This window comes from Salinibacterium sp. NK8237 (assembly GCF_015864955.1).
Classification (GTDB): Bacteria; Actinomycetota; Actinomycetes; order Actinomycetales; family Microbacteriaceae; genus Rhodoglobus.
Window position 1 is genome coordinate 471,250 of record NZ_JADYWE010000002.1, and the last position, 22,322, is coordinate 493,571.

23 protein-coding genes are annotated in these 22,322 nt (G+C 60.5%); 13 read left to right on the forward strand and 10 right to left on the reverse strand.

Going from position 1 to position 22,322, the window contains the following annotated elements:
- Positions 1–30 precede the first annotated feature (30 nt).
- Both I6E56_RS12585 and ilvA read left to right on the forward strand, forming a co-directional pair.
- The gene (locus tag I6E56_RS12585) at positions 31–1,197 is read left to right on the forward strand and encodes an AI-2E family transporter (protein ID WP_307842855.1); all 1,167 of its coding nucleotides are present in this window, start codon (positions 31–33) and stop codon (positions 1,195–1,197) included.
- Positions 1,187–2,425 carry a threonine ammonia-lyase gene (gene ilvA, locus I6E56_RS12590; RefSeq protein WP_374062037.1) on the forward strand — a complete coding sequence of 413 codons (1,239 nt, stop codon included), beginning with the start codon at positions 1,187–1,189 and terminating at the stop codon, positions 2,423–2,425. The genes I6E56_RS12585 and ilvA overlap by 11 nt, the downstream gene beginning before the upstream one ends.
- Here the strand turns inward: ilvA and greA are convergent.
- Entirely contained in the window at positions 2,422–2,913 is a 492-nt protein-coding gene (gene greA, locus I6E56_RS12595) for a transcription elongation factor GreA (RefSeq protein ID WP_197138846.1), read from the reverse strand. The two genes, ilvA and greA, sit on opposite strands and share 4 nt — an antisense overlap.
- A gap of 67 nt (positions 2,914–2,980) precedes the next feature.
- A complete protein-coding gene (locus tag I6E56_RS12600) occupies positions 2,981–3,436 on the reverse strand; it encodes a DUF4307 domain-containing protein (RefSeq protein ID WP_197138847.1) in 456 nt (151 codons plus the stop codon).
- A gap of 96 nt (positions 3,437–3,532) precedes the next feature.
- Here I6E56_RS12600 and I6E56_RS12605 point away from each other — a divergent pair, with 96 nt between their 5' ends.
- Positions 3,533–3,865, forward strand: a complete 333-nt coding sequence (locus tag I6E56_RS12605) for a hypothetical protein (RefSeq protein WP_231606620.1) — start codon at positions 3,533–3,535, stop codon at positions 3,863–3,865.
- On the opposite strand, the gene I6E56_RS12610 is transcribed toward I6E56_RS12605, so the two are convergent.
- Positions 3,846–4,595, reverse strand: coding sequence for a hemolysin III family protein (locus I6E56_RS12610; protein ID WP_197139048.1), 750 nt, complete (start codon positions 4,593–4,595; stop codon positions 3,846–3,848). The genes I6E56_RS12605 and I6E56_RS12610 overlap by 20 nt on opposite strands.
- 63 nt (positions 4,596–4,658) lie before the next feature.
- On the opposite strand from I6E56_RS12610, the gene I6E56_RS12615 reads away from it, so the two are divergent.
- The 3 genes from I6E56_RS12615 (at position 4,659) to I6E56_RS12625 (ending at position 7,869) form a co-directional block, all read left to right on the forward strand.
- Positions 4,659–5,444, forward strand: a complete 786-nt coding sequence (locus I6E56_RS12615) for an isoprenyl transferase (protein WP_197138849.1) — start codon at positions 4,659–4,661, stop codon at positions 5,442–5,444.
- A gap of 176 nt (positions 5,445–5,620) precedes the next feature.
- Complete coding sequence (locus tag I6E56_RS12620; protein ID WP_374062040.1) at positions 5,621–6,994, forward strand: PhoH family protein; 1,374 nt, start codon at positions 5,621–5,623, stop codon at positions 6,992–6,994.
- A 107-nt stretch (positions 6,995–7,101) separates the two neighbouring features.
- Complete coding sequence (locus tag I6E56_RS12625) at positions 7,102–7,869, forward strand: fumarate hydratase (RefSeq protein WP_197138851.1); 768 nt, start codon at positions 7,102–7,104, stop codon at positions 7,867–7,869.
- Here I6E56_RS12625 and I6E56_RS12630 read toward each other — a convergent pair.
- The 5 genes from I6E56_RS12630 to xseA are packed head-to-tail and all read right to left on the reverse strand — an operon-like array spanning position 7,866 to position 12,090.
- Positions 7,866–9,263, reverse strand: coding sequence for a class II fumarate hydratase (locus I6E56_RS12630; RefSeq protein WP_197107433.1), 1,398 nt, complete (start codon positions 9,261–9,263; stop codon positions 7,866–7,868). The genes I6E56_RS12625 and I6E56_RS12630 overlap by 4 nt on opposite strands.
- A gap of 53 nt (positions 9,264–9,316) precedes the next feature.
- Positions 9,317–9,958 carry a carbonic anhydrase gene (locus I6E56_RS12635; RefSeq protein ID WP_197138852.1) on the reverse strand — a complete coding sequence of 214 codons (642 nt, stop codon included), beginning with the start codon at positions 9,956–9,958 and terminating at the stop codon, positions 9,317–9,319.
- On the reverse strand, positions 9,955–10,602 hold the full coding sequence (locus tag I6E56_RS12640) for a DUF4245 domain-containing protein (RefSeq protein ID WP_197138853.1): 648 nt from the start codon (positions 10,600–10,602) through the stop codon (positions 9,955–9,957). The genes I6E56_RS12635 and I6E56_RS12640 overlap by 4 nt, the downstream gene beginning before the upstream one ends.
- Positions 10,602–10,850, reverse strand: coding sequence for an exodeoxyribonuclease VII small subunit (locus I6E56_RS12645; protein ID WP_197138854.1), 249 nt, complete (start codon positions 10,848–10,850; stop codon positions 10,602–10,604). Before I6E56_RS12645 ends, I6E56_RS12640 begins: the two co-directional genes overlap by 1 nt.
- Positions 10,851–10,869: 19 nt before the next feature.
- On the reverse strand, positions 10,870–12,090 hold the full coding sequence (gene xseA / locus I6E56_RS12650) for an exodeoxyribonuclease VII large subunit (protein ID WP_197138855.1): 1,221 nt from the start codon (positions 12,088–12,090) through the stop codon (positions 10,870–10,872).
- A 135-nt stretch (positions 12,091–12,225) separates the two neighbouring features.
- Between xseA and I6E56_RS12655 the strand changes: the two genes are divergently transcribed.
- Positions 12,226–13,272 (forward strand): 4-hydroxy-3-methylbut-2-enyl diphosphate reductase, encoded by a 1,047-nt coding sequence (locus tag I6E56_RS12655; RefSeq protein WP_197139049.1) that lies wholly within the window; start codon positions 12,226–12,228, stop codon positions 13,270–13,272.
- A 5-nt stretch (positions 13,273–13,277) separates the two neighbouring features.
- Positions 13,278–13,892, forward strand: a complete 615-nt coding sequence (locus I6E56_RS12660; RefSeq protein ID WP_197138856.1) for a DUF6264 family protein — start codon at positions 13,278–13,280, stop codon at positions 13,890–13,892.
- Positions 13,893–13,959: 67 nt separating this feature from the next.
- Here I6E56_RS12660 and fbaA read toward each other — a convergent pair whose 3' ends face one another.
- Positions 13,960–14,985, reverse strand: a complete 1,026-nt coding sequence (fbaA, locus tag I6E56_RS12665) for a class II fructose-bisphosphate aldolase (protein ID WP_197138857.1) — start codon at positions 14,983–14,985, stop codon at positions 13,960–13,962.
- 160 nt (positions 14,986–15,145) lie between these two features.
- On the opposite strand from fbaA, the gene I6E56_RS12670 reads away from it, so the two are divergent.
- The 5 genes from I6E56_RS12670 (at position 15,146) to glpX (ending at position 20,910) form a co-directional block, all read left to right on the forward strand.
- Positions 15,146–15,853, forward strand: coding sequence for a FadR/GntR family transcriptional regulator (locus I6E56_RS12670; protein WP_197138858.1), 708 nt, complete (start codon positions 15,146–15,148; stop codon positions 15,851–15,853).
- Between the two features lie 111 nt (positions 15,854–15,964).
- Positions 15,965–17,395: a four-carbon acid sugar kinase family protein gene (locus I6E56_RS12675; protein ID WP_197138859.1), complete on the forward strand. Its 1,431-nt coding sequence runs from the start codon at positions 15,965–15,967 to the stop codon at positions 17,393–17,395.
- 42 nt (positions 17,396–17,437) lie between these two features.
- Entirely contained in the window at positions 17,438–18,337 is a 900-nt protein-coding gene (locus I6E56_RS12680) for an NAD(P)-dependent oxidoreductase (protein WP_197138860.1), read from the forward strand.
- Between the two features lie 43 nt (positions 18,338–18,380).
- Positions 18,381–19,835, forward strand: a complete 1,455-nt coding sequence (locus I6E56_RS12685; protein ID WP_197138861.1) for a GntP family transporter — start codon at positions 18,381–18,383, stop codon at positions 19,833–19,835.
- A gap of 85 nt (positions 19,836–19,920) precedes the next feature.
- Positions 19,921–20,910 carry a class II fructose-bisphosphatase gene (gene glpX, locus I6E56_RS12690; RefSeq protein WP_197138862.1) on the forward strand — a complete coding sequence of 330 codons (990 nt, stop codon included), beginning with the start codon at positions 19,921–19,923 and terminating at the stop codon, positions 20,908–20,910.
- Between the two features lie 52 nt (positions 20,911–20,962).
- Here the strand turns inward: glpX and rmuC are convergent, their stop codons facing one another.
- Entirely contained in the window at positions 20,963–22,276 is a 1,314-nt protein-coding gene (gene rmuC, locus I6E56_RS12695) for a DNA recombination protein RmuC (RefSeq protein ID WP_197138863.1), read from the reverse strand.
- Between the last annotated feature and the right edge of the window lie 46 nt (positions 22,277–22,322).

Here is a 22,322-nt window from a genome sequence, read left to right on the forward strand (position 1 = left end):
CGCGCTCTCCAGCACAACTAAGATAGGCACGTGGTATTCGGACGACGCAATAAACCAGACAGTCGGGTCCAGTCACGCGCCAGCACAACAGACGCCGCTGAGGTTCCCGCCGGGCTTTCGATAGCTGCTGCCTATTCGTGGCGCATGCTCGTCGTGCTCGCCGTAGTTGCAGTTCTTATTTACTTAGTGATCACGCTCAAGTACATTGTGATTCCGTTCCTGATCGCGATTCTTATCGGGGCGCTGCTGGTGCCCGTCATCGGATTCCTCGTGCGCGTGAAATGGCCGCGCTGGCTTGCCGTCACCGTGGTTCTTATCGGCTTCTTCGCCGTGGTCAGTGGCCTCGTTGTGGTTGTCGTCGGCCAAGTCCGTTCTGGGCTTCCCGCTCTCCAAGCGCAGTCAACGACTGCCTACGAGAACTTGCGCGAGTTCTTGCGCAGCTCACCGCTGCAGCTCAGCGACCAAGACCTCGACGGCTACCTCACCGAAATTATTGACGTGATTCAGCGCGACTCTCAAGCGCTCGTTTCGGGAATCCTCTCGGTAGGGTCCACCGCCGGTCACGTCCTCACCGGTGCGCTGCTGAGCCTGTTCGCCACGATCTTCGTGCTCATCGATGGCAAGGGCATCTGGGCCTGGACTGTTCGACTCTTTCCGCGCAAAGCCCGCAACGCGGTTGACGGTGCGGGAGTGGCCGGATGGCTCACCCTCACCACTTTCGTCAAGGTGCAGATCTTCGTGGCTGCGGTCGATGCCATCGGTATCGGCGTCGGTGCGTGGATCCTCGGTTTGTTCTACGGCGGATTCCCGCTAGTGATCCCGATTGCCGTCGCGGTGTTCCTCGGTTCATTCATCCCTGTCGTCGGTGCTCTCGTCACGGGGGCACTTGCAGTATTCATTGCCCTCGTCTTCTTGGGCCCCATCCCCGCCGTAATCATGTTGGGAATTGTTTTGCTTGTTCAACAGCTTGAAGGTCATATCCTGCAGCCGCTCGTCATGGGCACCGCTGTAAAGGTCCACCCGCTTGCGGTCGTGTTTGCCGTAGCCGCTGGCTCATTCGTGGCCGGTATCCCCGGCGCACTGTTTGCCGTGCCGCTGGTCGCGGTCGTCAATGTCATGACCAAATACATAGCCAGCGGCGATTGGCGTCTCAATGGTCGACCCACGATCACGGACGTGCTCGGTAATGGTAAATAACCGGATGCCCGGCCCCACGCTCGCTGAGTACGAAGCAGCACGCGTCCGGGTCGCAGAAGTTGCCGATGTTACCCCCATGCAGACCTCGCGTTTTCTCGCGGAGATCTTGGGATCGCCGGTGTTCCTCAAGTGTGAAAACCTTCAGCGCACGGGCTCCTTTAAGCTGCGCGGTGCCTATAACCGTCTCGCGGGCCTCTCCGAGGAGGAGAAGGCGCGCGGAGTTGTTGCTGCGTCGGCCGGAAACCATGCTCAGGGCGTCGCTTTTGCCGCTCGCGAGCTCGGTATCAAGTCGACTATTTTCATGCCCGTAGGTGTGCCTCTGCCGAAACTGCAGGCCACTCGCGATTACGGCGCCGAGGTTGTACTACGCGGTCACACCGTTGACGAGCCGCTGCGTGCGGCCGCCCGTTTCTCAGAAGAGACCGGCGCTGTGCTCATCCACCCCTTCGATCACGAAGACGTCGTCGCGGGCCAAGGAACACTTGCTCTTGAAGTGTTCGATCAGGTTCCTCAGGTCGACACAATCATCGTGCCGATCGGTGGCGGTGGACTCATCTCCGGTGTTGCGGGGGCCATCAAGCAGAGGGCCCGCCTCGAAGGCCGCAACGTGCGCGTTATTGGTGTGCAGGCCTCCAACGCTTCCGCTTACACGCCGTCGCTCGAAAAAGGCGAAATCGTCGAAGTGCGCACGACGCCTACGATCGCCGACGGTATCGCCGTCAGCCGCCCCGGCGTGCTCAACTTCACCATGGTCCGCGATTTGGTGGATGAAGTCATCACCGTTTCTGATGACCAGATCGCCTATGCGGTGCTTGTTCTTCTCGAGCGAGCCAAGCAAGTCGTCGAGCCGGCCGGCGCCGTCGGAGTGGCCGCGATTCTGGCAGGCAAGATCTCACCAAGCGGCAACACCGTGGTGCTGCTGAGCGGTGGCAATATCGACCCCATGATGATGGAACGCATCATCAGCCACGGCCTCTCGGCATCCGAACGCTATTTGCGACTGCGCATCCCGCTGCCCGACCGCCCGGGCCAGTTAGCGCGCATTTCTGCCCTTGTGGCCGAGGCGAGCGCCAACGTTGTTGAGGTGCTGCACAGTAGGCACAACAGCAAAGTGCAGTTCAGTCAGGTTCAGCTCGAACTGCACATTGAAACCCGTGGCCCCGAGCACGCGGAGGCAGTTCTCACGCGGCTCAGGGACGAAGGCTTTGACCCTCAGGTCGACTTTTAGCCAGAATACGTAGCGATCTTGAGGACCTCAACGGTGATCGACTTGCCGTTGGGTGCCGTGTAAGTGGTTGACTCTCCGACCTTGAGGCCGTTGATTGCCATGCCGAGTGGGCTCTTCTCGCTGTACACATCGAGATCGCTGTCGTCGGCGACAATTTCGCGGCTGCCGAGTAGAAATACGCTCTCGTCGCCCATGATTTTGGCCGTGACAAGAATTCCGGGTTCTACGACGCCGTCATCATCTTGAACATCGCCGACTACGGCATGGCGAAGAAGTTGCGTGAGAACACGGATGCGGGCTTCAATTTTGCCCTGCTCTTCCTTGGCGGCGTGGTAGCCACCGTTCTCTTTGAGGTCGCCTTCTTCGCGGGCAGCCTCAATTTTCTTGGCAATTTCGTACCGTGCTTCGCCCGTAAGTTGTTCCAGTTCGGCGGTGCGACGATCGAACGCCTCCTGGGTCAACCACGTGACGTCGTTTTGTGCAGCCACTGTGCTTCTCCCTATACAAAAGAGAAACCGGCCGAGTACGACCGGTTTCGAGATGATTCGCTTCAGCCTAGGTTAGCCAACACCGGTAGATCAAGCCTGACACTGCTTGTTCTGTGGTGCGAACTGTCGTGGTCAACTCGCGATTGCGCTGGTCGCTGGCCGGAACGTCGACCACTTTCCACCCGATAATCGCAAAAGTGGAGTTCAGGGCTTGCACAACGCAGCGAGCATCCGTGCTTTCGGCCACGTTGAATTGCCAGCGTACTTCGACAGCGGTGTCGTCGATAATTTCGTACCCGGTATCTTTTGCCTCGAACTGGGCGGGTGATTCCAGCAGGCCACCCCACACGAGCCACGCCGTGAAGACCGCAACGAAGGCTGCAGCCATAGCGATCACAATCACGCGATTGTTGCGCTTGGCTTTCGGGCTGCGACCATAGCGCGCATCCAAATTAGTGGGTGCTGTCGTGCCGGGCGCGGTGCTGTCGGCGGTGCCAGTGGGGCTACTGGATGCTTCAGGCACGCGGGGCTCCTTCTTGCGACGGTATTCTGGTTACTGCAAGGTTATTCGCAAACTCGCATGATGAAATCATGGAGTGGACATCCCAGAGGACAACAGTTGATTTCTTTCACTTCGCTCGCAACCAGTGCGATTCTCTGGACGGCTACTCCCAGCCCCGAGCCGAGCCTGTATCCGGCCTATGAGGGTGACCCCAACTTGGTCACTCCCGGCGTAGTTGGCTTCATCGGCATCTTGTTCGTCGCGGTAGCCACGTTGTTTATTGTCATGGACATGAACCGTCGCGTGCGCCGCGTTCGTTACCGTGAGCTCGCTCAGGAAACGATCCGTGCCGAGCAGGCTGCTGCCGCCGGCGAGACCGATGGTCGCACCGCGGGCGCCGCTGATGGTGGCGATGCTGATGATGCTGCGCCTACACAACGGGCGGATTAGTCGCCACGAGAAAGATACCGACCCAGTGGCAGAGGAACGCCAGTAGCGTCAGCGTGTGAAAGATCTCGTGGAACCCGAACACTCCGGGCACGGGATTCGGTCGCTTAAGACCGTAGATGACAGCGCCAACGGTGTAGAAGAGTCCACCGGCCAGGATGAGCGTCATCATGATCCAGTTGGCTTGGAAGAAGTCGACGATGAACATCATCGCGCCCCAGCCGAGCAGCACATACAGCGGAACGTAGAGCCAGCGCGGGGCCCCCACCCAGAAGATGCGGAAGCCGATGCCGAGAGCAGCGCCGCTCCAGACGATCCAGAGCAAAATGGTCGCCTTCTCGGGCGAAAGCGCCAGAACAGTGATCGGGGTATAGGAACCGGCAATGAGCAAGAAAATATTGGAGTGATCGAAGCGCTTCAGCATCATCCGCGTCTTCTCGCTCCAGTTGAAGCGGTGGTAAAGCGCTGAGATGCCAAACAGCATCAGTGATGAGGCAAAGAAGACTGCTGAACTGACCTTCGCCGCGGTGCCATCGGCCATGACCAGCAGGATGATGCCGAGCACGATTGCCAGAGGAAACGTGCCGGCGTGGATCCAACCGCGCCACGTTGGTTTTGCGTCGGCCGGGTCGCTCGTCATCACGTCATCGACGAACGGAAGCTCGGGAAGGCGCGATGCGTCTTCCTTCTCAACGGCCGCTGCAGCAGCGATATCGGCGGCATCTTGGTTCATGCTCACAGTTTACGCCTGACGTAGTTTCACTTGTTGAGCGCCGGAGTGGTCTAACGTAGTTCCGTGAGTAAGCGACAGTCTCCATTCGGTCGCGGTTTTCTTTACGGTCTTTACCAGAAAAAACTGCGTCGCCAGCTAGAGGGCCAGCAATTGCCGCGCCACGTAGCCATGATCATTGATGGCAACCGGCGTTGGGCCAAATTGAAAGATCTCGAGACGGCAGCCCACGGTCATCGTGCCGGCGCGGCCAAGTATCGAGAGTTTCTGGTCTGGTGCGACGACCTCGACATTTCAGTGGCGACGCTCTACCTGCTCTCGACCGACAATCTCACCAGCCGATCACCCGAAGAGTTGAAAGAGCTGTTCACGATCATTGGTGATCTTGCCGAAGATTTGTCGCACTTTCGCGACTGGCGCGTTCAACATGTGGGATCGGATGCTGGCCTCCCCGAGCAGCTCAAGGCCCAGCTCAAGGGCGCTCACGAGCGCACCGCAGACAACACCGGTCTGCACGTCAACCTCGCCATCGGCTACGGCGGACGCCACGAAATCGCTGAAGCCATGCGCCGTATCGTGCGCAACCACAGTGATGAGGGTCACAGCCTTGACGCCCTCGCTGAACTGCTCACTCCGGAACTCATAGGCGAGCACCTCTACACGAAGGGGCAGCCCGACCCCGACCTCGTCATCCGCACCTCGGGGGAGCAGCGCATTAGCGACTTCATGCTGTGGCAATCCGCCCACAGTGAGCTGTACTTCATGGAAGCGCTCGGGCCCGACCTGCGCGAGGTCGATTTCTTGCGCGCCCTTCGTGATTTCTCGCGACGTAACCGCCGCTTCGGTGCCTAACCGCAAACCGAATATGACGCGATGGTGTCTTAGGGCGTGTCGTTACGCCCAGATTGCCTGACGGGTTTAGCGTTCAATCCATCAGGTATGGCGCCTGATCGAGACGGCCACGTAAGTTCGTTTTCGTAAAGTACTGGCCGTCTTCGCAGACTGGATCCGAGTGCTCGCACTCGGGGATGGAGTGCACGTTGGCCGACCTAGCAACCCCCAAGACCACGATCACCACGTCGAAGGCGGGAGGGCGGGCCCAACGACAAGCCGAGCGTACATACGTTCTGGATACGTCTGTTTTGCTCTCCGACCCGAGCTCGATCAAGCGGTTTGCCGAACACAATGTTGTTCTGCCCGTTGTAGTGATCACCGAACTCGAAGCCAAGCGCAACGACCCCGAGATTGGGTACTTCGCCAGGCAAGCGCTGCGCAGTCTCGACGAGATGCGCGTCAAGCATGAGCGCCTCGACTTTCCCATCTCGGTGGGCGACGACGGCGGCACGCTGCGTGTCGAGCTCAACCACTCCAATATGTCTGTGCTTCCCTCCGGGCTGCAGTTGGGCGATAACGATTCGCGAATTCTTGCTGTTGCGCTCAACCTCGCCAACGAGGGGCTGGATGTCACGGTCGTCTCAAAAGATCTTCCCCTGCGGGTGAAGGCGGCATCCATCGGTCTCGCGGCCGAGGAGTACCGCGCAGAGCTCGCTGTGGACTCCGGGTGGACCGGCCAAGCAGAGATCGAGCTGAGCGGCGACCAAGTCGCTGAGCTCTATGACAAAGAACGTTTGCAGTCGCGAGCGGTGGGAGACCTGCCCATTAATACCGGGCTCGTGGTTACCTCTGAACGTGGCTCGGCCTTGGCGCGAGTGACAGCCCGCGGCACGATGTCGCTCATTCGTGGCGATCGGGAGCTTTTCGGCTTGCACGGGCGTAGTGCCGAGCAGCGGCTGGCTATCGATATGCTTCTCGACCCCGAGCTGGGCATTGTCTCGCTTGGCGGAAGTGCCGGAACGGGAAAGTCGGCCCTCGCGCTCTGCGCCGGTCTCGAAGCGGTTCTGGAGAAGCAGCAGCATCGCAAGATCATGGTCTTCCGTCCGCTCTACGCGGTGGGCGGTCAAGAGTTGGGTTACTTGCCCGGTGATGCAGCCGAAAAGATGAATCCTTGGGCTCAGGCAGTGTTCGACACGCTCGGTTCGGTCGTGTCCGAGAACGTGCTTGAAGAAGTGCTCGAGCGGGGGCTCCTCGAAGTGCTTCCACTTACTCACATCCGAGGCCGTTCGCTTCATGATGCGTTTGTGATTGTGGATGAGGCGCAGTCGCTGGAACGCAATGTTCTGTTGACAGTGCTCAGTCGTATCGGTCAGAACTCTCGCGTCGTGCTGACCCACGATGTGGCGCAGCGCGATAACCTCCGCGTCGGTCGCCATGACGGCGTCGCGTCGGTTATCGAAACGCTCAAGGGGCATTCACTCTTCGGCCACATCACCCTGACGCGTTCGGAACGTTCTGCGATCGCCGCTCTCGTTACTGAGCTGCTGGAAGGCAACGAAATCGCCTAACGAACACGGTCGTCTGACGGTCTAGCTCGTCTAACGATTGGCTGACAAAGTCTGAGCACGCCGCGTGAGTGTCAGCGGGGCGTGCTCAGACAACGTAAGGTTTTCTCGTGGGCTCGGTGTGGTGGTTTTTGGCAATTCCCCTTGGGGTTGCCGCGGTGTGGGCGATTCTTGCACCCCGAAACCAGTGGCGCAGCCTGTTCTCCTGGTCAGTAGCCAACGCACACTCGTCAGAACCGGGTGGTGCAGCCTATGCGTATCGGCAAATCATCGCCGGTATCGCGCTCGGGCTCTCTCTTCTCATGGTGGTGCTCGCCATGGCGGCTACTGCGTCACGTGCTCCCCAGGAGGCGTCGCGCATTCCCGATATTGAGCTGATGTGGGGCTCGCCGGCGCCGTTGTTGGCGTATCGCGCGTTCAAACCTGCCGCAGCCCCCGATTCAGATCTCGTCGACGTGCCGATCGAGAGTTACCTCCCCGTGAATGACAATGCGGCGGCGCCACTGTATTTGCTCGACCTCGAACGGTTCTCTCGTTTGGGCACCACCAATATTCCGGGCTATATCGGCAGCGAGCCAGATGACACGGATTCGACTATTGGTCGAGCTGATGTGCTGCTTCACGTCCGGGGGCCGTTGCTGTGCATCCCGCGCCGGGTTGTGGTTGTCGAAGACGCCCAAAGCGTGCAAATCGCTGTTCAGTATGGTTTGCCCACATCGAGCGATCCTTCGAAATCTGATAACGAAGAAGCGTGCCTGATCGGCGAAGACCTTACTGCCTCGGTGCTCATCCCCGTCACGTTGAACGATGTAATTGGAGAGCGTTCCGTCGAGGGCCTCGACGGAACGCCGCTCACACTGCTTGATACAACTAGTTAGCCAGGCGTCGTCATCGACAGAACGTCGAGGGCGGCATCCAACTGTTCGAGCGTGACTTCGCCGCGCTCGACAAAGCCGAGGTCAATCACGGCTTCACGCACGGTGATTGACTGGGCAACAGCGTGCTTAGCGATCTTGGACGCTGCTTCGTACCCGATGATCTTGTTCAGCGGCGTCACGATCGACGGCGATGATTCTGCAAGAGCGAGGGCACGCTCGAGGTTCGCTTCGAGACCATCAACGGTCTTGTCGGCGAGGGCGCGCAACGAGTTCGAGAGCAGGCGGCTCGATTCGAGCAGCGACGTTCCCATGACGGGGATCGCGACGTTGAGTTCGAATGCTCCGGATGCTCCGCCCCACGCGATGGTCGCGTCGTTGCCGATAACGCGAGCGCACACCATGAGTACAGCTTCGGGGATTACCGGGTTGACCTTTCCGGGCATGATCGAGGAACCGGGCTGAAGGTCGGGGATCTGAAGCTCGCCAAGACCGGTGTTGGGGCCTGAGCCCATCCAGCGGAGGTCGTTGCAGATCTTGGTGACGGAGACCGCGATCACGCGGAGTGCGCCGGATGCTTCAACGAGCGAGTCGCGAGCACCTTGAGCTTCGAAGTGATCTTCGGCCTCAGTGATCGGCAGACCGGAGTTTTCGGCGAGGATTTCAATCACGCGCTGCGGGAAGCCGAGCGGGGTGTTGATTCCGGTGCCGACAGCGGTGCCGCCGAGGGGAACTTCTGCAACGCGGGGGATCGCCGACTGGATGCGGGCGATGCCGAGACGAATCTGGCGCGCGTAGCCGGCAAATTCTTGGCCGAGGGTGACGGGAGTGGCGTCCATGAGGTGGGTGCGGCCAGCCTTGACAGCGCCCTTCCACAGTTCAGCTTTCACGTCGAGGGCTGCAGCGAGGTGCTCGAGCGAGGGGATGAGGTCACCGATGAGAGCACCAGTGACAGCGAGGTGCACCGAGGTGGGGAACACGTCGTTGGACGACTGTGACGCATTGACGTGGTCGTTGGGGTGAACGGCGCTGCCAAGCGAGTCTGTCGCGAGGCGAGCAAGAACTTCGTTCATGTTCATGTTCGAGGAGGTTCCACTGCCGGTCTGGTAGGTGTCGACCGGGAACTGGTTGTGGAACTGACCGTCGATGATCTGGTCTGCGGCGCCCACGATGGCATCGGCGATGGCCGGGTCGAGCTTGCCGAGTTCGCTGTTGGCGATGGCGGCCGCACGCTTGACGCGCGCGAGAGCCACGATCTGCGCCGGCTCAAGGCCCGTGCCCGAGATAGGAAAGTTCTCTACTGCGCGCTGCGTCTGAGCGCCATAGAGGGCATCCTTGGGCACGCGTACCTCGCCCATGGTGTCGTGTTCGATGCGGTATTCGGTGGAACTCGTCACAGCGTTGTAATCCTTTGTTTGCGAGCGAACTGGGTGAGACGTGGTGGAGGGCGCTAAACCGTGCCGATAACGAGGTCGGGGACAGCCCGACCCTCAAGCAAACGGTAGTTCGCGCCTACCACTGCAAGAGTACCTGCGGCTACCGCATCACTGATGAGTTCTGACGCATTCATGAGCTCAAGAATGGTGGCGCGCAAATGAATGCGTCCGACGTCGTAGGCGTTGATCTCATCAATCGTTACCGCGCCTGATTCGCTGCCCGCAACGCGACGAACGGCGGGCACAATTTTTGAGATCAACGATTGGATGTGCGGGGGGAGCGCGGGAGCATCCGCTGTCTGGGATTCGATGGCAGCAGCAACAGCACCGCACTCGTCGTGGCCGAGAACGAGAATCAGCGGAACGTTGAGCACGCTCACCGCATATTCGAGGGAGCCCACGACGGAGCTGGAGATGACCTGACCGGCGTTACGCACGACGAAGAGATCTCCGAGGCCTTTGTCGAAAATGATTTCGGCTGCAAGGCGGGAGTCGCTGCAGCCGAAGAGCGCGGCGTGGGGTGCTTGCTCGTTGGCTAGTTCAGTGCGGCGTTCAACGTCTTGACGGGGATGCGCCGGCGCACCGGAAACGAATCGCTCGTTGCCACGCGACATCTCGTTCCATACCTGGGCGGGTGTTTTGGTGGGGTTCGTCATGGTGTCTCCACATCGGCGGCGATGGATGCCGCAAGTAGTTCGAACTCAGAATCGGCGGCGGTTCCATGCAATACAACTGTGCTGCCTGCGAGCTCCGCCGCGAGCGCGTAGGCATAGTTTCCGGTGTCGGAATCTGAGCGGCGATCGTAGATAGTCCAATCGATGCCGTCGATCGCGATCGTGCCGGTGGCGAGTGCGCCATCTGTCACGATTCCTACCCACGTGGGGTTCGCGTCGATTCCCTGTTCAAGCGCAATGAACTGTGCACCCGACGATTCGGTGGATGGCGTAACGAACCCGATGTACCAGGTCTGCACCGAGGAGGTAGTACCCAGTCGCGCAGAGTTCGCGTACCAGGACTCCGGAAGTGAGGGAGCGAGGAGCGGTTCGCTCGCATCAGTTTGAGCATCGGCAGCGACGGTCTGGTAGTCGGCAACGACGGGCGTTTCTTCGCTGGGGCGAACAACCACAAGAACCAAGAACAGCACGATTACGAGAGACGCCACAGTTGCGCCGACCAAATTGAGAAGAGTCTGGTTGGCGCGGTGCTTACGCGAGTTCTCGGCCTTGCGCGCAAAAGTTTCTTCGGGAGTTTCGGGGCGGCCCAGCCCAGCGACGATGCGCGGTTCGGTGCTCTTAGCCATTACTGGTCGGTGCTCGCGTCAGCAGCGCTATCCGCCGTGCTTGTGCTGCGGGCAGCGTCAAGGCGAGCGCGAGCACCAATAAGCCACTCTTCGCAGCGCTGAGCGAGAGCCTCACCGCGTTCCCAGAAGGCAAGCGATTGTTCGAGCGTTGCCGAACCCTGCTCAAGCTCGTTGACAACAGAAATGAGCTCATCCCGAGCTTCTTCATAACTGAGCTCGCTGACGGGAGTTTCGTTGGGGGTAGCCACGATGTAATTCTACTGTTCTCTAGTTGTCAGCCGGCTGGCCGGTGACAGTGGTGGAAATCTTGCCGTCGGCAACGGTGAGCAGCAGCTCAGTGCCGTCTGGGGCATCAGAAGTGGAACGCACGGCGGTGCCATCAGGCAGCTGCGCGATGGCATAGCCGCGCTGCAGGGTGCGTTGAGGGGAGAGGGCTCGCAATTGGCCTGTCAGCTCGGTGACACCGGCGTGGGCTTTTTCGATTGCGCGCTCCACCAGCTCGTTGCTGCGCGAGACATACCGCGAAAGCTCGTCGGCGTGCGAATCGATAAGCGAAACCGGATTCGCCAACACCGGTCGGGTGCGCAGCGACTCCAGACGATCACCCTCATAACTGAGACGCTGAGTGATGCGCAGCCGCATGCCGGAGCGTGCCTGCTGCACTCGGCTCAACTCTTCAGCGACGTCCGGCACGACACGTTTCGCGGCATCAGTGGGGGTGGATGCCCGCAAATCAGCAACCTCGTCGAGCAGCGGTCGATCGTTCTCATGCCCAATCGCCGATACCAGCGGTGTCACGCAGGCCGCTGCGGTTCGCACTAAGGATTCATCGCTGAACACGAGCAGGTTCTGAAAGTCGCCGCCACCGCGGGCGACGATGATGACATCGACCTTGGGATCGGCATCCAACTCTCGGATGCCCTGCGAAACCTCAGAGACCGCACGCTCGCCCTGCACTGCCGCGTGAGCGGTGCGGAACTTTACGGCGGGCCAGCGCAACTGGGCGTTGCGAATGACGTCCTTCTCAGCGTCGCTATCTTTCGCCGTGACAAGCCCGATGCAGTTCGGCAAGAAGGGGAGGGGCTTTTTGTGCTCGAAGAGACCCTCGGCGCGCAATTTCTGGCGCAGCAGTTCAAGTTTCTCGAGTAAGTCGCCGAGCCCGACGTGACGCATCTCGAGCACCTGCATGGTGAGGGTGCCACCCTTGACCCAATAGTTGGGTTTGACGAGGGCAACAACGCGGTCGCCCTGCTTGAGATCTTTCGGCAATTTCGTGCGCACCGACGACCAAATAGTGAAAGAGATGGTGGCATCCACTTCAAGGTCTTTGAGCTTGCCGTAAATGTTGCCGCCCGATCCGCCCCACTGGGTGATCTCACCTTCGACCCACGCTGTGCCCAAGCGCTCGATCCAGCCACGGATCTTCTGGGACAACACCGACACTGGCCACGGAGTATCGACGGTGGGCGGGCCCTCTGTGATCGTCACCTAGCCTCCTCAAGCTTGTAAATACAGGGTAGAGGATGCCGCTGATACTGCCTTCCGTTCGGCTTCCGTGCAGCAGTGTTCGGTAGAATCATCCGAGTGAGCACCATTTCTAACGGAAGCGCCCAAGCGCTAGCGATGCCCCCGATGCCCGCACGCCGAGAGCAATTGCAAAATTTGCCGGTCGCAGGCGCAAAACGCGTCGTCTTAGCGGCTCCGCGTGGCTACTGTGCGGGAGTTGACCGCGCTGTTATCGCTGTCGAAAAAGCGCTCGCCAACTACGGCGCCCCTGTCTATGTGCGCAAGCAAATCGTGCACAACATTCATGTCGTGACAACGCTCGAAGCACAGGGCGCGATCTTTGTGGATGAGGTCGACGAAATCCCCGAGGGATCAACGGTCGTCTTTTCGGCCCACGGTGTCTCGCCGGCTGTCGTCAAGGGAGCCTCCGACCGCGAGCTGCATGCGATCGACGCCACTTGCCCTCTCGTTACCAAGGTTCACCGCGAAGCGACTCGCTTCGCCCGCGACAACTACCAAATCTTGCTCATCGGCCACGATGGCCATGAAGAGGTCGAAGGCACGATGGGGCACGCTCCCGAGCGCACCATCCTCGTCAACAGCCCCGCCGATGTACCTAACATCGTGGTGGAAAACACCGACAACCTCGTCTGGCTTTCGCAGACCACATTGAGTGTCGATGAAACGATGGAGACGGTTCGCCTGCTGCGCGAACGTTTCCCCACTCTGCAAGATCCGCCGAGCGACGACATTTGTTACGCCACTCAGAACCGTCAGGTGGCTATCAAGAAGGTGGCCGAAGACGCTGAACTCGTGATTGTGGTCGGCAGCGCCAACAGCTCCAACACGGTCCGCCTTGTGGATGTCGCTCTTGAGTACGGCGCCAAAGCTGCGTACCGGGTCGATTACGCGAGCGAAATCAAACAAGAGTGGCTTGACGGTGTCGCCACGGTTGGCGTCACGAGCGGAGCATCCGTTCCCGAAGTTTTGGTTCAAGAAGTGCTGGCCGACCTCGCAGAAGCAGGCTACGGCGACGTCTCCACCGTTGTTACCGCCGAAGAAGACCTCATGTTTTCGCTGCCCAAAGAACTGCGCACCGACGCTGCAGGCAACCCCGATGAGCGCGGCCTCGGTGGCCGCAATCGCAAACTTGATTGGCAATAGAGTTCATGACTGACCCGCGCCCACGCCCGAAATTTGGCGAGTATGCACCCTTGCCTCCTGCTGCCCCCGAAGGCACGAGCGAGGCGGGGGTAGAGAAGTCACCAGCTGACCCCGCTACTCCTGCTTCTCCCGCTGGGATGGCACCGCCGGCCATGCCGATCATCCCTGATTCGTCGCTAAATGCGCAGTACCAGCGAGATGCAGCAGCCGGCCTCACTGCGCAAGGCGAGACTCCTGTGGCGCCCCCGCGCAAACATCGCCTCTGGGACGTCTTTCTCACCGCAACGCTGTTGCTCTTTGGTGTCGTGGATATCATCAACACGTTCGGCACGGTGGCTAACCTTGGCCCGGTCTTGCGGGAGGGCCTCGCCGCTCAGGGCATGGACGACTTCACGTCAGACGCCCTCGCGAGCGAAGCCGGAGGCGTTGCCAACATCGTTCGCGTTGCCGCCCTCGTGCTCACGATCATCTTCGCGTTGCTGCAAATTCAGCGCAAACGAATCGCCTTCTGGATTCCGATCATCGGTGCGAGTATCGCAGGGATAGCACTCATGGTTGCGATCTTCGTTGCCGTGCTCAGTGATCCCGGTTTCATCGCTTACGTCGAGAGCCTGCAGTAATCGCGTCAGCTGCCGTTAATGACGAATAGGGGCTGACCCGAAGGCCAACCCCTATTCGTGAAGAGCGTTACTTGCCAGAGAATCCAGCCGAACCGAGCTGCTTCGTTGCTTCAACAACGCGCAGCGCGAGAGCGGATTCTGCCGCCTTGCCCCAGGCGCGGGGGTCGTAAACCTTCTTGTTTCCGACTTCGCCGTCAACCTTGAGGAAGCCGTCGTAGTTGCGCAGCACGCTGTCAGCGACCGAGCGGCTATAGGCGTACTGGGTGTCGGTGTCGATGTTCATCTTGATGACACCGTTGGCAACAGCGGTCGCGATTTCTTCATCCGTCGAGCCTGATCCACCGTGGAAGACGAGGTCGAGGGGGTTAGCGCCCGTGCCGTACTTCGCGGCAATACCAGCCTGAATTTCGCCGAGCAGTTCCGGGCGAAGCTTCACGTTGCCTGGCTTGTAGACACCGTGCACGTTGCCGAAGGTGAGGGCTGCGATGTAACGACCCTGCTCGCCGAGGCCGAGCGCGTCGACGGTAGCGATGACGTCATCCAGCGTCGTGTAGAGGCTGTCGTTGATGTCGTGGCTTACGCCGTCTTCTTCTCCACCAACAACACCGATTTCAACTTCGAGAATCGAGTTGATGGCCTTCATGCGTGGGAGGATGTCTTTGGCGATCTCGAGGTTCTCGGCAAGAGGAACAGCCGAGCCATCCCACATGTGCGACTGGAAGATCGGGTTGCGGCCTGCCTTGACCTCAGTCTCGGATGCCGCGATGAGCGGGAGAACGAAGTCGTCAAGAGCATTCTTGGGGCAGTGGTCCGTGTGCAGTGCAACGGTCACCGGGTAGTTCTTGGCAACCTCGGTGACGAACGCGGCGAAAGCAAGAGCTCCGGAGGCGCGTGCCTTAACCGACTGGCCAGCGAAGTAGTCTGCGCCACCGGTGGTGACCTGGATGATGCCGTCAGAACCGGCATCGCTGAGTCCTTGAAGGATTCCGTTGATCGTCGATGACGATGACGCATTGATGGCGGGGTAGGCGAAGGAGTTCTTCTTCGCCTTGTCGAGCATTTCTGCGTACTGATCTGGGGTTGCGACTGGCATTGTTGTCTCTCCTCGTACGGTACCGATTACCGCTCTGGTCCGGCTCGCCTCGATTCTAGCCACCCCTTCTGGGCGGCGCGAACTGTTGCGTCACCCACGGCCATGCTGGCGCTCGCCGGTAGAGTGGCCACGATCATCCGTCAAAGAAAGGACACAAGCGATGGCACGTAAGTCTCTTGTGAGCGTTGTAGCGGATGCTCTTCTTGATCAGATCGTCAGCGGTGAGATCGCGGTCGATGCCGCCCTCCCCACTGAGGCAGAGATCGGGCAGACCTATGACGTCAGCCGCATGACGGTGCGTGAAGCGCTGAAGACCTTGCAAGCTCAGAACGTGGTGCGAGTCGTTGCTGGTCGTGGCACGTATGTGACTCCGATTTCGCACTGGACCGATCTTGCCCCGGTGTTGCGTATGGCCTCGCACGGCGTTGCTCAGGGTGAGGCATCCTTGCAACTCGTCGAAGTGCGACGAATGATCGAAACCGGTGCCGCAGCTCTGGCGGCGACGCGGCGGAGCGATGCCGATCTTGCGCTGCTTGAGATGCATCTTAACGAAATGCGGCGCGGGAACGTCGACGGGGATCTGGACTTGTTTGTTGCTGCGGACATCGCGTTTCATGACGTGATTTTGCGGGCGACCGGCAACGTTTTTGTGGGCGTGTTGTTTGATCCGCTTGCGCGGGTGATGCGCGAGAAGCGCCAGCAAACCTCAGCGGTGCCTGAAATCCAGCTGCATGCAATCGTGGAGCACGAGTCAATTCTTGCTGCCATCCGCAGCGGCGATGCTGAGCAGTCGCGGTTGGCGATGGACTCGCATATGACGCAAACCGCTGACGACCTGCGCCATTTCGTGCTGAATCACGTGCGCTGAGACCCTTGCGCTAAAACTCGCCCGTGCTCAAGGCAGCCCCTGGCGGCCGCTGTTTGACTTCGTCTCGCTCCGATGTAAGATGTCAGACATCTGTCAACAAAGGAGTGAACGATGATCGACGAAAGCGCCCTACTGGCCAAGTTCCCGGCGGAAGTTTCCATCGATCCTCGACGCGTCGCTCAGGAAGCGGTTCGCCCCGCCACGGTTCTCGTGGTTCTTGACGATGATCCCACCGGCACTCAGTCCGTAGCAGACCTTCCCGTGCTCACCGCGTGGGAAGCATCCGACTTCGCGTGGGCCTTCACGCAAGACTCTCCAGCGGTTTATGTGCTCACCAACACCCGCAGCCTCGATCCCGAAACCGCGGCTGAGCGCAATCGCGAGATTGTGATGGCGGCGCTCGCAGCATCCGTTTCCAGCGGGGTCACTGTGTCGTTTGCCAGCAGGGGCGACTCGACGCTGCGGGGCCACTTCCCGCTCGAAACTGACATCATCGCCGACACTGTGCTTGAGACCACCGGCAGCGCCGTAGACGCCGTCATCATTGTCCCGGCGTTCCCTGATGCCGGTCGCGTCACGATCGATTCGGTGCACTACATGCGCACGGCCGACGGGCTCACTCCGGTTGCAGAAACAGAGTTTGCCCGCGATGCCACCTTCGGCTTCACCAGCTCCAACTTGCGCGACTACGTCTCCGAAAAGTCCGGCGGGCGGTGGGGCGCTGAAGCCGTTGTTGCCCTCACTCTCGATATCGTTCGCGGAGGAACAGCGGGAATCGTCGAAGCCCTCGCCGGGCTCTCCGCTTCAACTCCTGTTGTCGTCGACATCGTTACTGAAAACGATCTCCGAGCGCTTGCGCTTGGCCTCGCTGCAGCCGAGGATGCGGGCAAGAGCCTGCTCTACCGCGTCGGTCCACCATTTGTGCGTGCTCGCATCGGACAGGCTCAGCGCTCGCCGCTCGACGCCCTCGAAGTGTTCGGGGCCGAAGGCTCGTCCGCCGTTGGCGGACTCATCGTCGTTGGCTCGCACGTCGGTCTCACGACGCGTCAACTCGGTTCACTCACCGCCGGTCGGCCCCTCGCGCGCGTGCTCGAGATTGACATCGAGCAGGTCCTCAACGTCGAGACCGCCGCGACTCATTTGTCAGAACTCGTCGACTCGGCTGTTGCCGGGTTGGGAGAGGGTGACGTGGTCGTGCATACCAGTCGGATGCTTCGCCGCACCGACGACGCCGATGAAAGCCTCGACATCTCCCGTCGAGTTTCCGCCGCTGTCGTTGAACTTGTGCAGCGGATTCTCGCTGCTCGTCCGCCGCGCTTCGTCATTGCGAAAGGGGGAATCACCTCAAGCGATGTCGCCTCTCACGGCCTCGGCATCCGTCACGCCATCGTGCGTGGGCCGATGCTTCCGGGGCTCGTCTCGCTCTGGGAACCCGTTGATGGGCCAGCCCAAGGCATCCCGTACATCGTTTTTGCGGGCAATGTCGGCGACGACGACTCTCTCACCCAGGTCGTGACAACGCTCTCCAGCATCGCCGCCTAACCAGCCATCGAACGTACTCACCAAGCAGCACTAAGGAATCTCATGTCAACGAAGACCAACTACACCGTCGCCGTACTCGGACTTGGCGCAATGGGCCTCCCCATGGCGACTCGCCTCGCGAGCGAACTCACCGTTCACGGTTTTGATATCGCGGATGAGCGACTCGCGCTCGCCGCCGATGCTGGAATCACCCCCTTCGATTCTGCTGCCGGTGCAGTAGAAGGAGTCGACGCCGTATTGCTTGCGGTGCGCAACGGTCAGCAACTTCGCGACGTGCTGTTCGGCGAGAAGGGGATCGTTGGCGCGCTGTCAGCGGGTTCGGTTGTCATCATGACCAGCACGGTCGGCATCAACGACGTTAAAGATGTGGCCGCGCAGCTTGCCCCTCACAACATTGAACTCGTGGACGCACCGCTCAGCGGTGGGCCCGTGCGTGCCGGAGAGGGGGACCTGCTCATCGTGGTTGGCGCATCACCGGCCGCCCGCGAAACCGCACAACCGGTGCTCGGCTTGCTCGCATCCACCCTCACTGTCATCGGCGACAGTGCCGGCGACGGCCAAGCCTTCAAGACGGTCAATCAGTTGCTGTGTGGCATCCACATTGCGGCAGCAGCCGAAGCGCTCGCGCTAGCCGACAAGCTCGGACTCGATGTCGAAACCACTCTTGCCACTCTGTCAGCGGGTGCGGCAGGTTCGTTCATGCTCGCAAACCGCGGACCCCGGATGCTCGAGGCTTACACCGAGGAAGGTGCCGAAGTGCTCAGCCGGCTCGACATCTTCGTCAAAGACATGGGAATCGTTACGGATGCGGCTCGCAGCACCGGTCTTCCCACACCAATCGCAGCAGCCGCCGAGCAGCTCTACCTCACGGGTGCAGCCCAGGGTAAAGCGGCATCCGACGATTCCGCCATCATCACTGTTCTTGCGCCCCACACGAGCTAGTTCCTCACAACCATCCCATCATTAACGTCAAAGGAGACACTTCATGGAAACCCCGGTACTGCTAGCGATCGCGGCGGCGGGCATAGCCCTGCTGCTCGTGCTGATTATCAAATTCAAGGTTCAAGCGTTCGTCGCGCTACTGCTGGTCAGCATCCTTGTTGGGCTTGCGGCGGGTATTCCGCTCACTACGATTCCGGCGACGGATGATGCGCCCGAGAAGCTCGGCATCATCCAGGCCATCACGGCGGGGCTCGGTGGCACCCTCGGTTCAGTGGCAATTCTTGTCGCGCTTGGCGCCATGTTGGGACGACTCATTGAGGTATCCGGCGGAGCCTCCAGTCTCGCCGGCCGGTTCACGAGTCTCCTCGGCCCTAAGCGAGTATCGGCGGCGCTCACCGCAGCCGCCCTCGTATTGGCGATCCCGGTTTTCTTTGATGTCGGGTTCATCATCCTCGTTCCGATCATTTATGGCTTCTGCAAGGCTGCTGGGGTTAACCCGGTGAAGTTCGGCCTGCCTGTTGCCGGCATCATGCTCGCCGTGCACGTGGCCGTTCCTCCGCACCCCGGTATCGTCGGCGGTTCAGCTCTGCTCGGGGCGGACCTGGGTTGGGTCACCATTTTGGGCCTCGCTGTCGCACTCCCGCTTGGCGTGCTCGCCCATTTCGTAGCGAAGCTCATCAACCGTCGTGAATTCACGATGCTGCCCGCGACCGCGCGCCAGTTCGCGCTGTTCGGGAAGCACGGCGAAGAGGATTCTGAAGGTGGCGCTGGTGGCACCGGTGGCACAGAAACGCTGAGCAAGACCGAGGCTCCGCCAACAGCGGGCACGATCATGCTTCTCATTATTGTGCCGCTCGCCCTCATCATGTCGGGAACGATCGCGGCAACCGTGCTTCCTGCCGAAGACGCGATGCGCCCCTTCTTCGCCTTCATCGGCTCGCCGGTGTTCGCGTTGCTTGTCGCGTTGATCCTTGCGTTCTTCCTTCTCACCGTTCGCCGTGGCTGGTCTCTCGCCCACACCGGTGAAGTCATGGAAGCAGCCCTTCCTCCTGCAGCTATCGTCATTCTGGTCACGGGTGCCGGTGGTGCTTTTGCTCGAGTTCTCACTGAAAGTGGTGTTGGCACGGCGCTCGCGGAAACAATGACCGCAACCGGACTACCCATTTTGTTGTTGGGATTCCTTATCTCGCTGACGCTGCGCGCATCGCAGGGTTCGGCAACCGTCGCCATCCTCACCACTGGTGGACTCCTCGCGGCTACCGTCGCTGCGACTGACTACTCACCGGTTCAGATCGCGCTCATCACTCTCGCGATCGCTTTCGGTGCGCTCGGGCTTTCGCACGTCAATGACTCAGGCTTCTGGGTTGTCACGCGTTACCTCGGATTGAGCGTTGCGGATGGGCTTCGCAGTTGGACCGTGCTCACTACTGTTCTGGGTGTCGCGGGCTTCCTGATGGTGAGTCTGTTGTGGTTCATCGTGAGCGCGATCGGGGTCTAGCTCCCTCGGCTCCGTTAGACTGGGTACGCGCTGTCCACCACCGGCGCGTCCCCAGTCGACCACTTTCAACGAAGGATGCCTCTAGGTGAGTACAGAAACCGGCACGCTATTCCTCCATCCCGATCGCAACCTCGCTCTTGAGCTTGTGCGGGCAACCGAAGCGGCCGCGATTCGCGCCGTTCCCTTTATTGGTAAGGGCGACAAGCTTGGTGCTGATGGCGCCGCGGTTGATGCCATGCGCAAGTTCTTGGGCACCGTCGACTTCGACGGCCTCGTCGTCATAGGTGAGGGCGAAAAAGACAACGCCCCCATGCTCTTCAACGGTGAGCACGTCGGCACCGGTCGTGGGCCAGCCTGCGACATCGCGGTTGACCCGATTGACGGCACGTCGCTGACGGCAGCCGGGCGACAGAACGCGATCTCGATGATTGCTGTCTCTGACCGCGGCACGATGCTCGACGCATCCACCGTTTTCTACATGGACAAGATCGTGACGGGTGCTGAAGGCATCGGCGTGATCGATATTCACCGCCCCATTGGCGACAACATTCGTGCCCTTGCGAAGGCCAAGGGCAAGCGTCCCGAAGATATCGTGGTTGCTGTGCTTGACCGTCCCCGTCACGCCCAACTCATTGACGACATCCGCGAAGCTGGTGCGGGTACGCGTCTCATGCTTGACGGTGACGTTGCCGGTGGCATCAACGCCGCGCTGTATGGCACTCGCATCGACATGTGTGTCGGCATCGGCGGCAGCCCTGAGGGCGTTGCTACGGCGTGTGCCATCAAGGCACTCGGCGGCGAGATCCAGACGATCCTGTATCCGCAGTCTGATGACGAACGTCAACGCGGGATGGATGCCGGGCTCAAGTTCGATCACGTCTATACGGCTGACGAAATGGTCGCCAGCGACAACACGTTCTTCGTTGCGACGGGTGTCACCGATGGTGGACTCGTGAAGGGTGTGCGCCGCTACGGCCCCATCATCCGCACGGAGTCGATTGTGTTGCGGTCACATTCGGGAACGATCCGCCGCATTTCGGCTGACCACCTCGCGGAGAAGTGGCTCGACCACTAAAGACAGCCTTCAACTGGCGCGTTCTCCCTAGCGGAGAGCGCGCCAGTTCTCGTTAACGGCCGTCGCTGTCGGTGGGCAGTTCGAGCTCTAATTCGGCCGCCGTGATGTGTTTCGGCGTGCCCTCGACCAGCTGCGTGTCGCCGATGACTTTCGACTCGTCGAGAGCATTGAGCTTGCGGGCGGTCACGAGCACGCGGCTCTCGAGGGAGTTCGCGAACTGGTTGTAACTGTTCACGGTGGTGTCGATCGAGCGACGCAGCTTGTCGGCGTGCTCGGCGAGAGTCGCAAGCCGTTGGTAGAGCTCCTTGCTGAGATCAAACAGGGTCTTCGCCTGGTCGGTGAGCACGTCTTGCTGCCAGGAGAACGCCACCGTCTTCAACACTGACCACAGGGTCACGGGGGAGGCAAGAGCGACGCGCTTGCTGAAGGCGTAATCCATGATTGACGGGTCAGCTTCCATCGCGGACGAGACGAGCGATTCACTCGGGATGAACGCAATCACGAGTTCGGGGGAGGCCTCGAGCCCGGCCCAGTAGGCCTTGCTGGCGAGGGTGTCGATGTGGCCGCGCATCACCTTGACGTGCTGCTTGATGAGGGCCTCGCGGCGGGCACCTTCTTCTCCCGTCGCGGTGACTGAGATCTGGCTCGCCTCCAAGAAGGCGGTGAAGGGAACTTTGGCGTCGACCGCGATGTTCTTGCCGCCGGGAAGGTGCACGACCATGTCGGGGCGGCCGGCACCGGCATCCGAATTGATGCTCGATTGCAGGTCGAAGTCGACCCGTTCGATGAGGCCAGCGGCTTGTACGACGTTGCGCAGCTGGGTCTCGCCCCAGACGCCACGCGTGGAGTTGTTGCGCAGGGCCGATGCCAACGATTCGGCTGTGCTGCGCAAACGTTCTTCGGATTCGGTGGCCGACTTGAGCTGCTGGCTCAGTTCGCCGTGCTGCAAGCTGCGCTGCGATTCCAACTCGGTGACTTTGTTGTGCATCGTGCGCAGTGTCTCTTGCACCGGGGTGAGCGCCTGCAGCACCTTAGATTCACGACGTTCGCGCTCAACGAGAGCCGCGGCCTCGTCACGCTGACGATCGAGGGTTTCGCGGTACTGCACTTGCAGTGACGCCACTTGCTCGCTCAGCGCTTCAGACCGTGCCGTGATGGATGCCAGCTCTGCTGCCAGCCGAGCCTGCTGTTCGCGCTCGGCGGCAGTCACATTCGCGATCGCCGCCTGATGGCGAGCCTCCAGTACTTCGGGATCAACGCGGCCCGTCGGCGCGGTCGCGCGAACACGGGCAACGAGTAGGCCAATCACGACGCCGAGGACGGCGCCCACGAGTAGGCCAACGATGAGGGCGACGAGGGGATCCATTCCGCCAGTGTGCCAGCCGGCGACGACATTGCGGGATGCCCTGCGG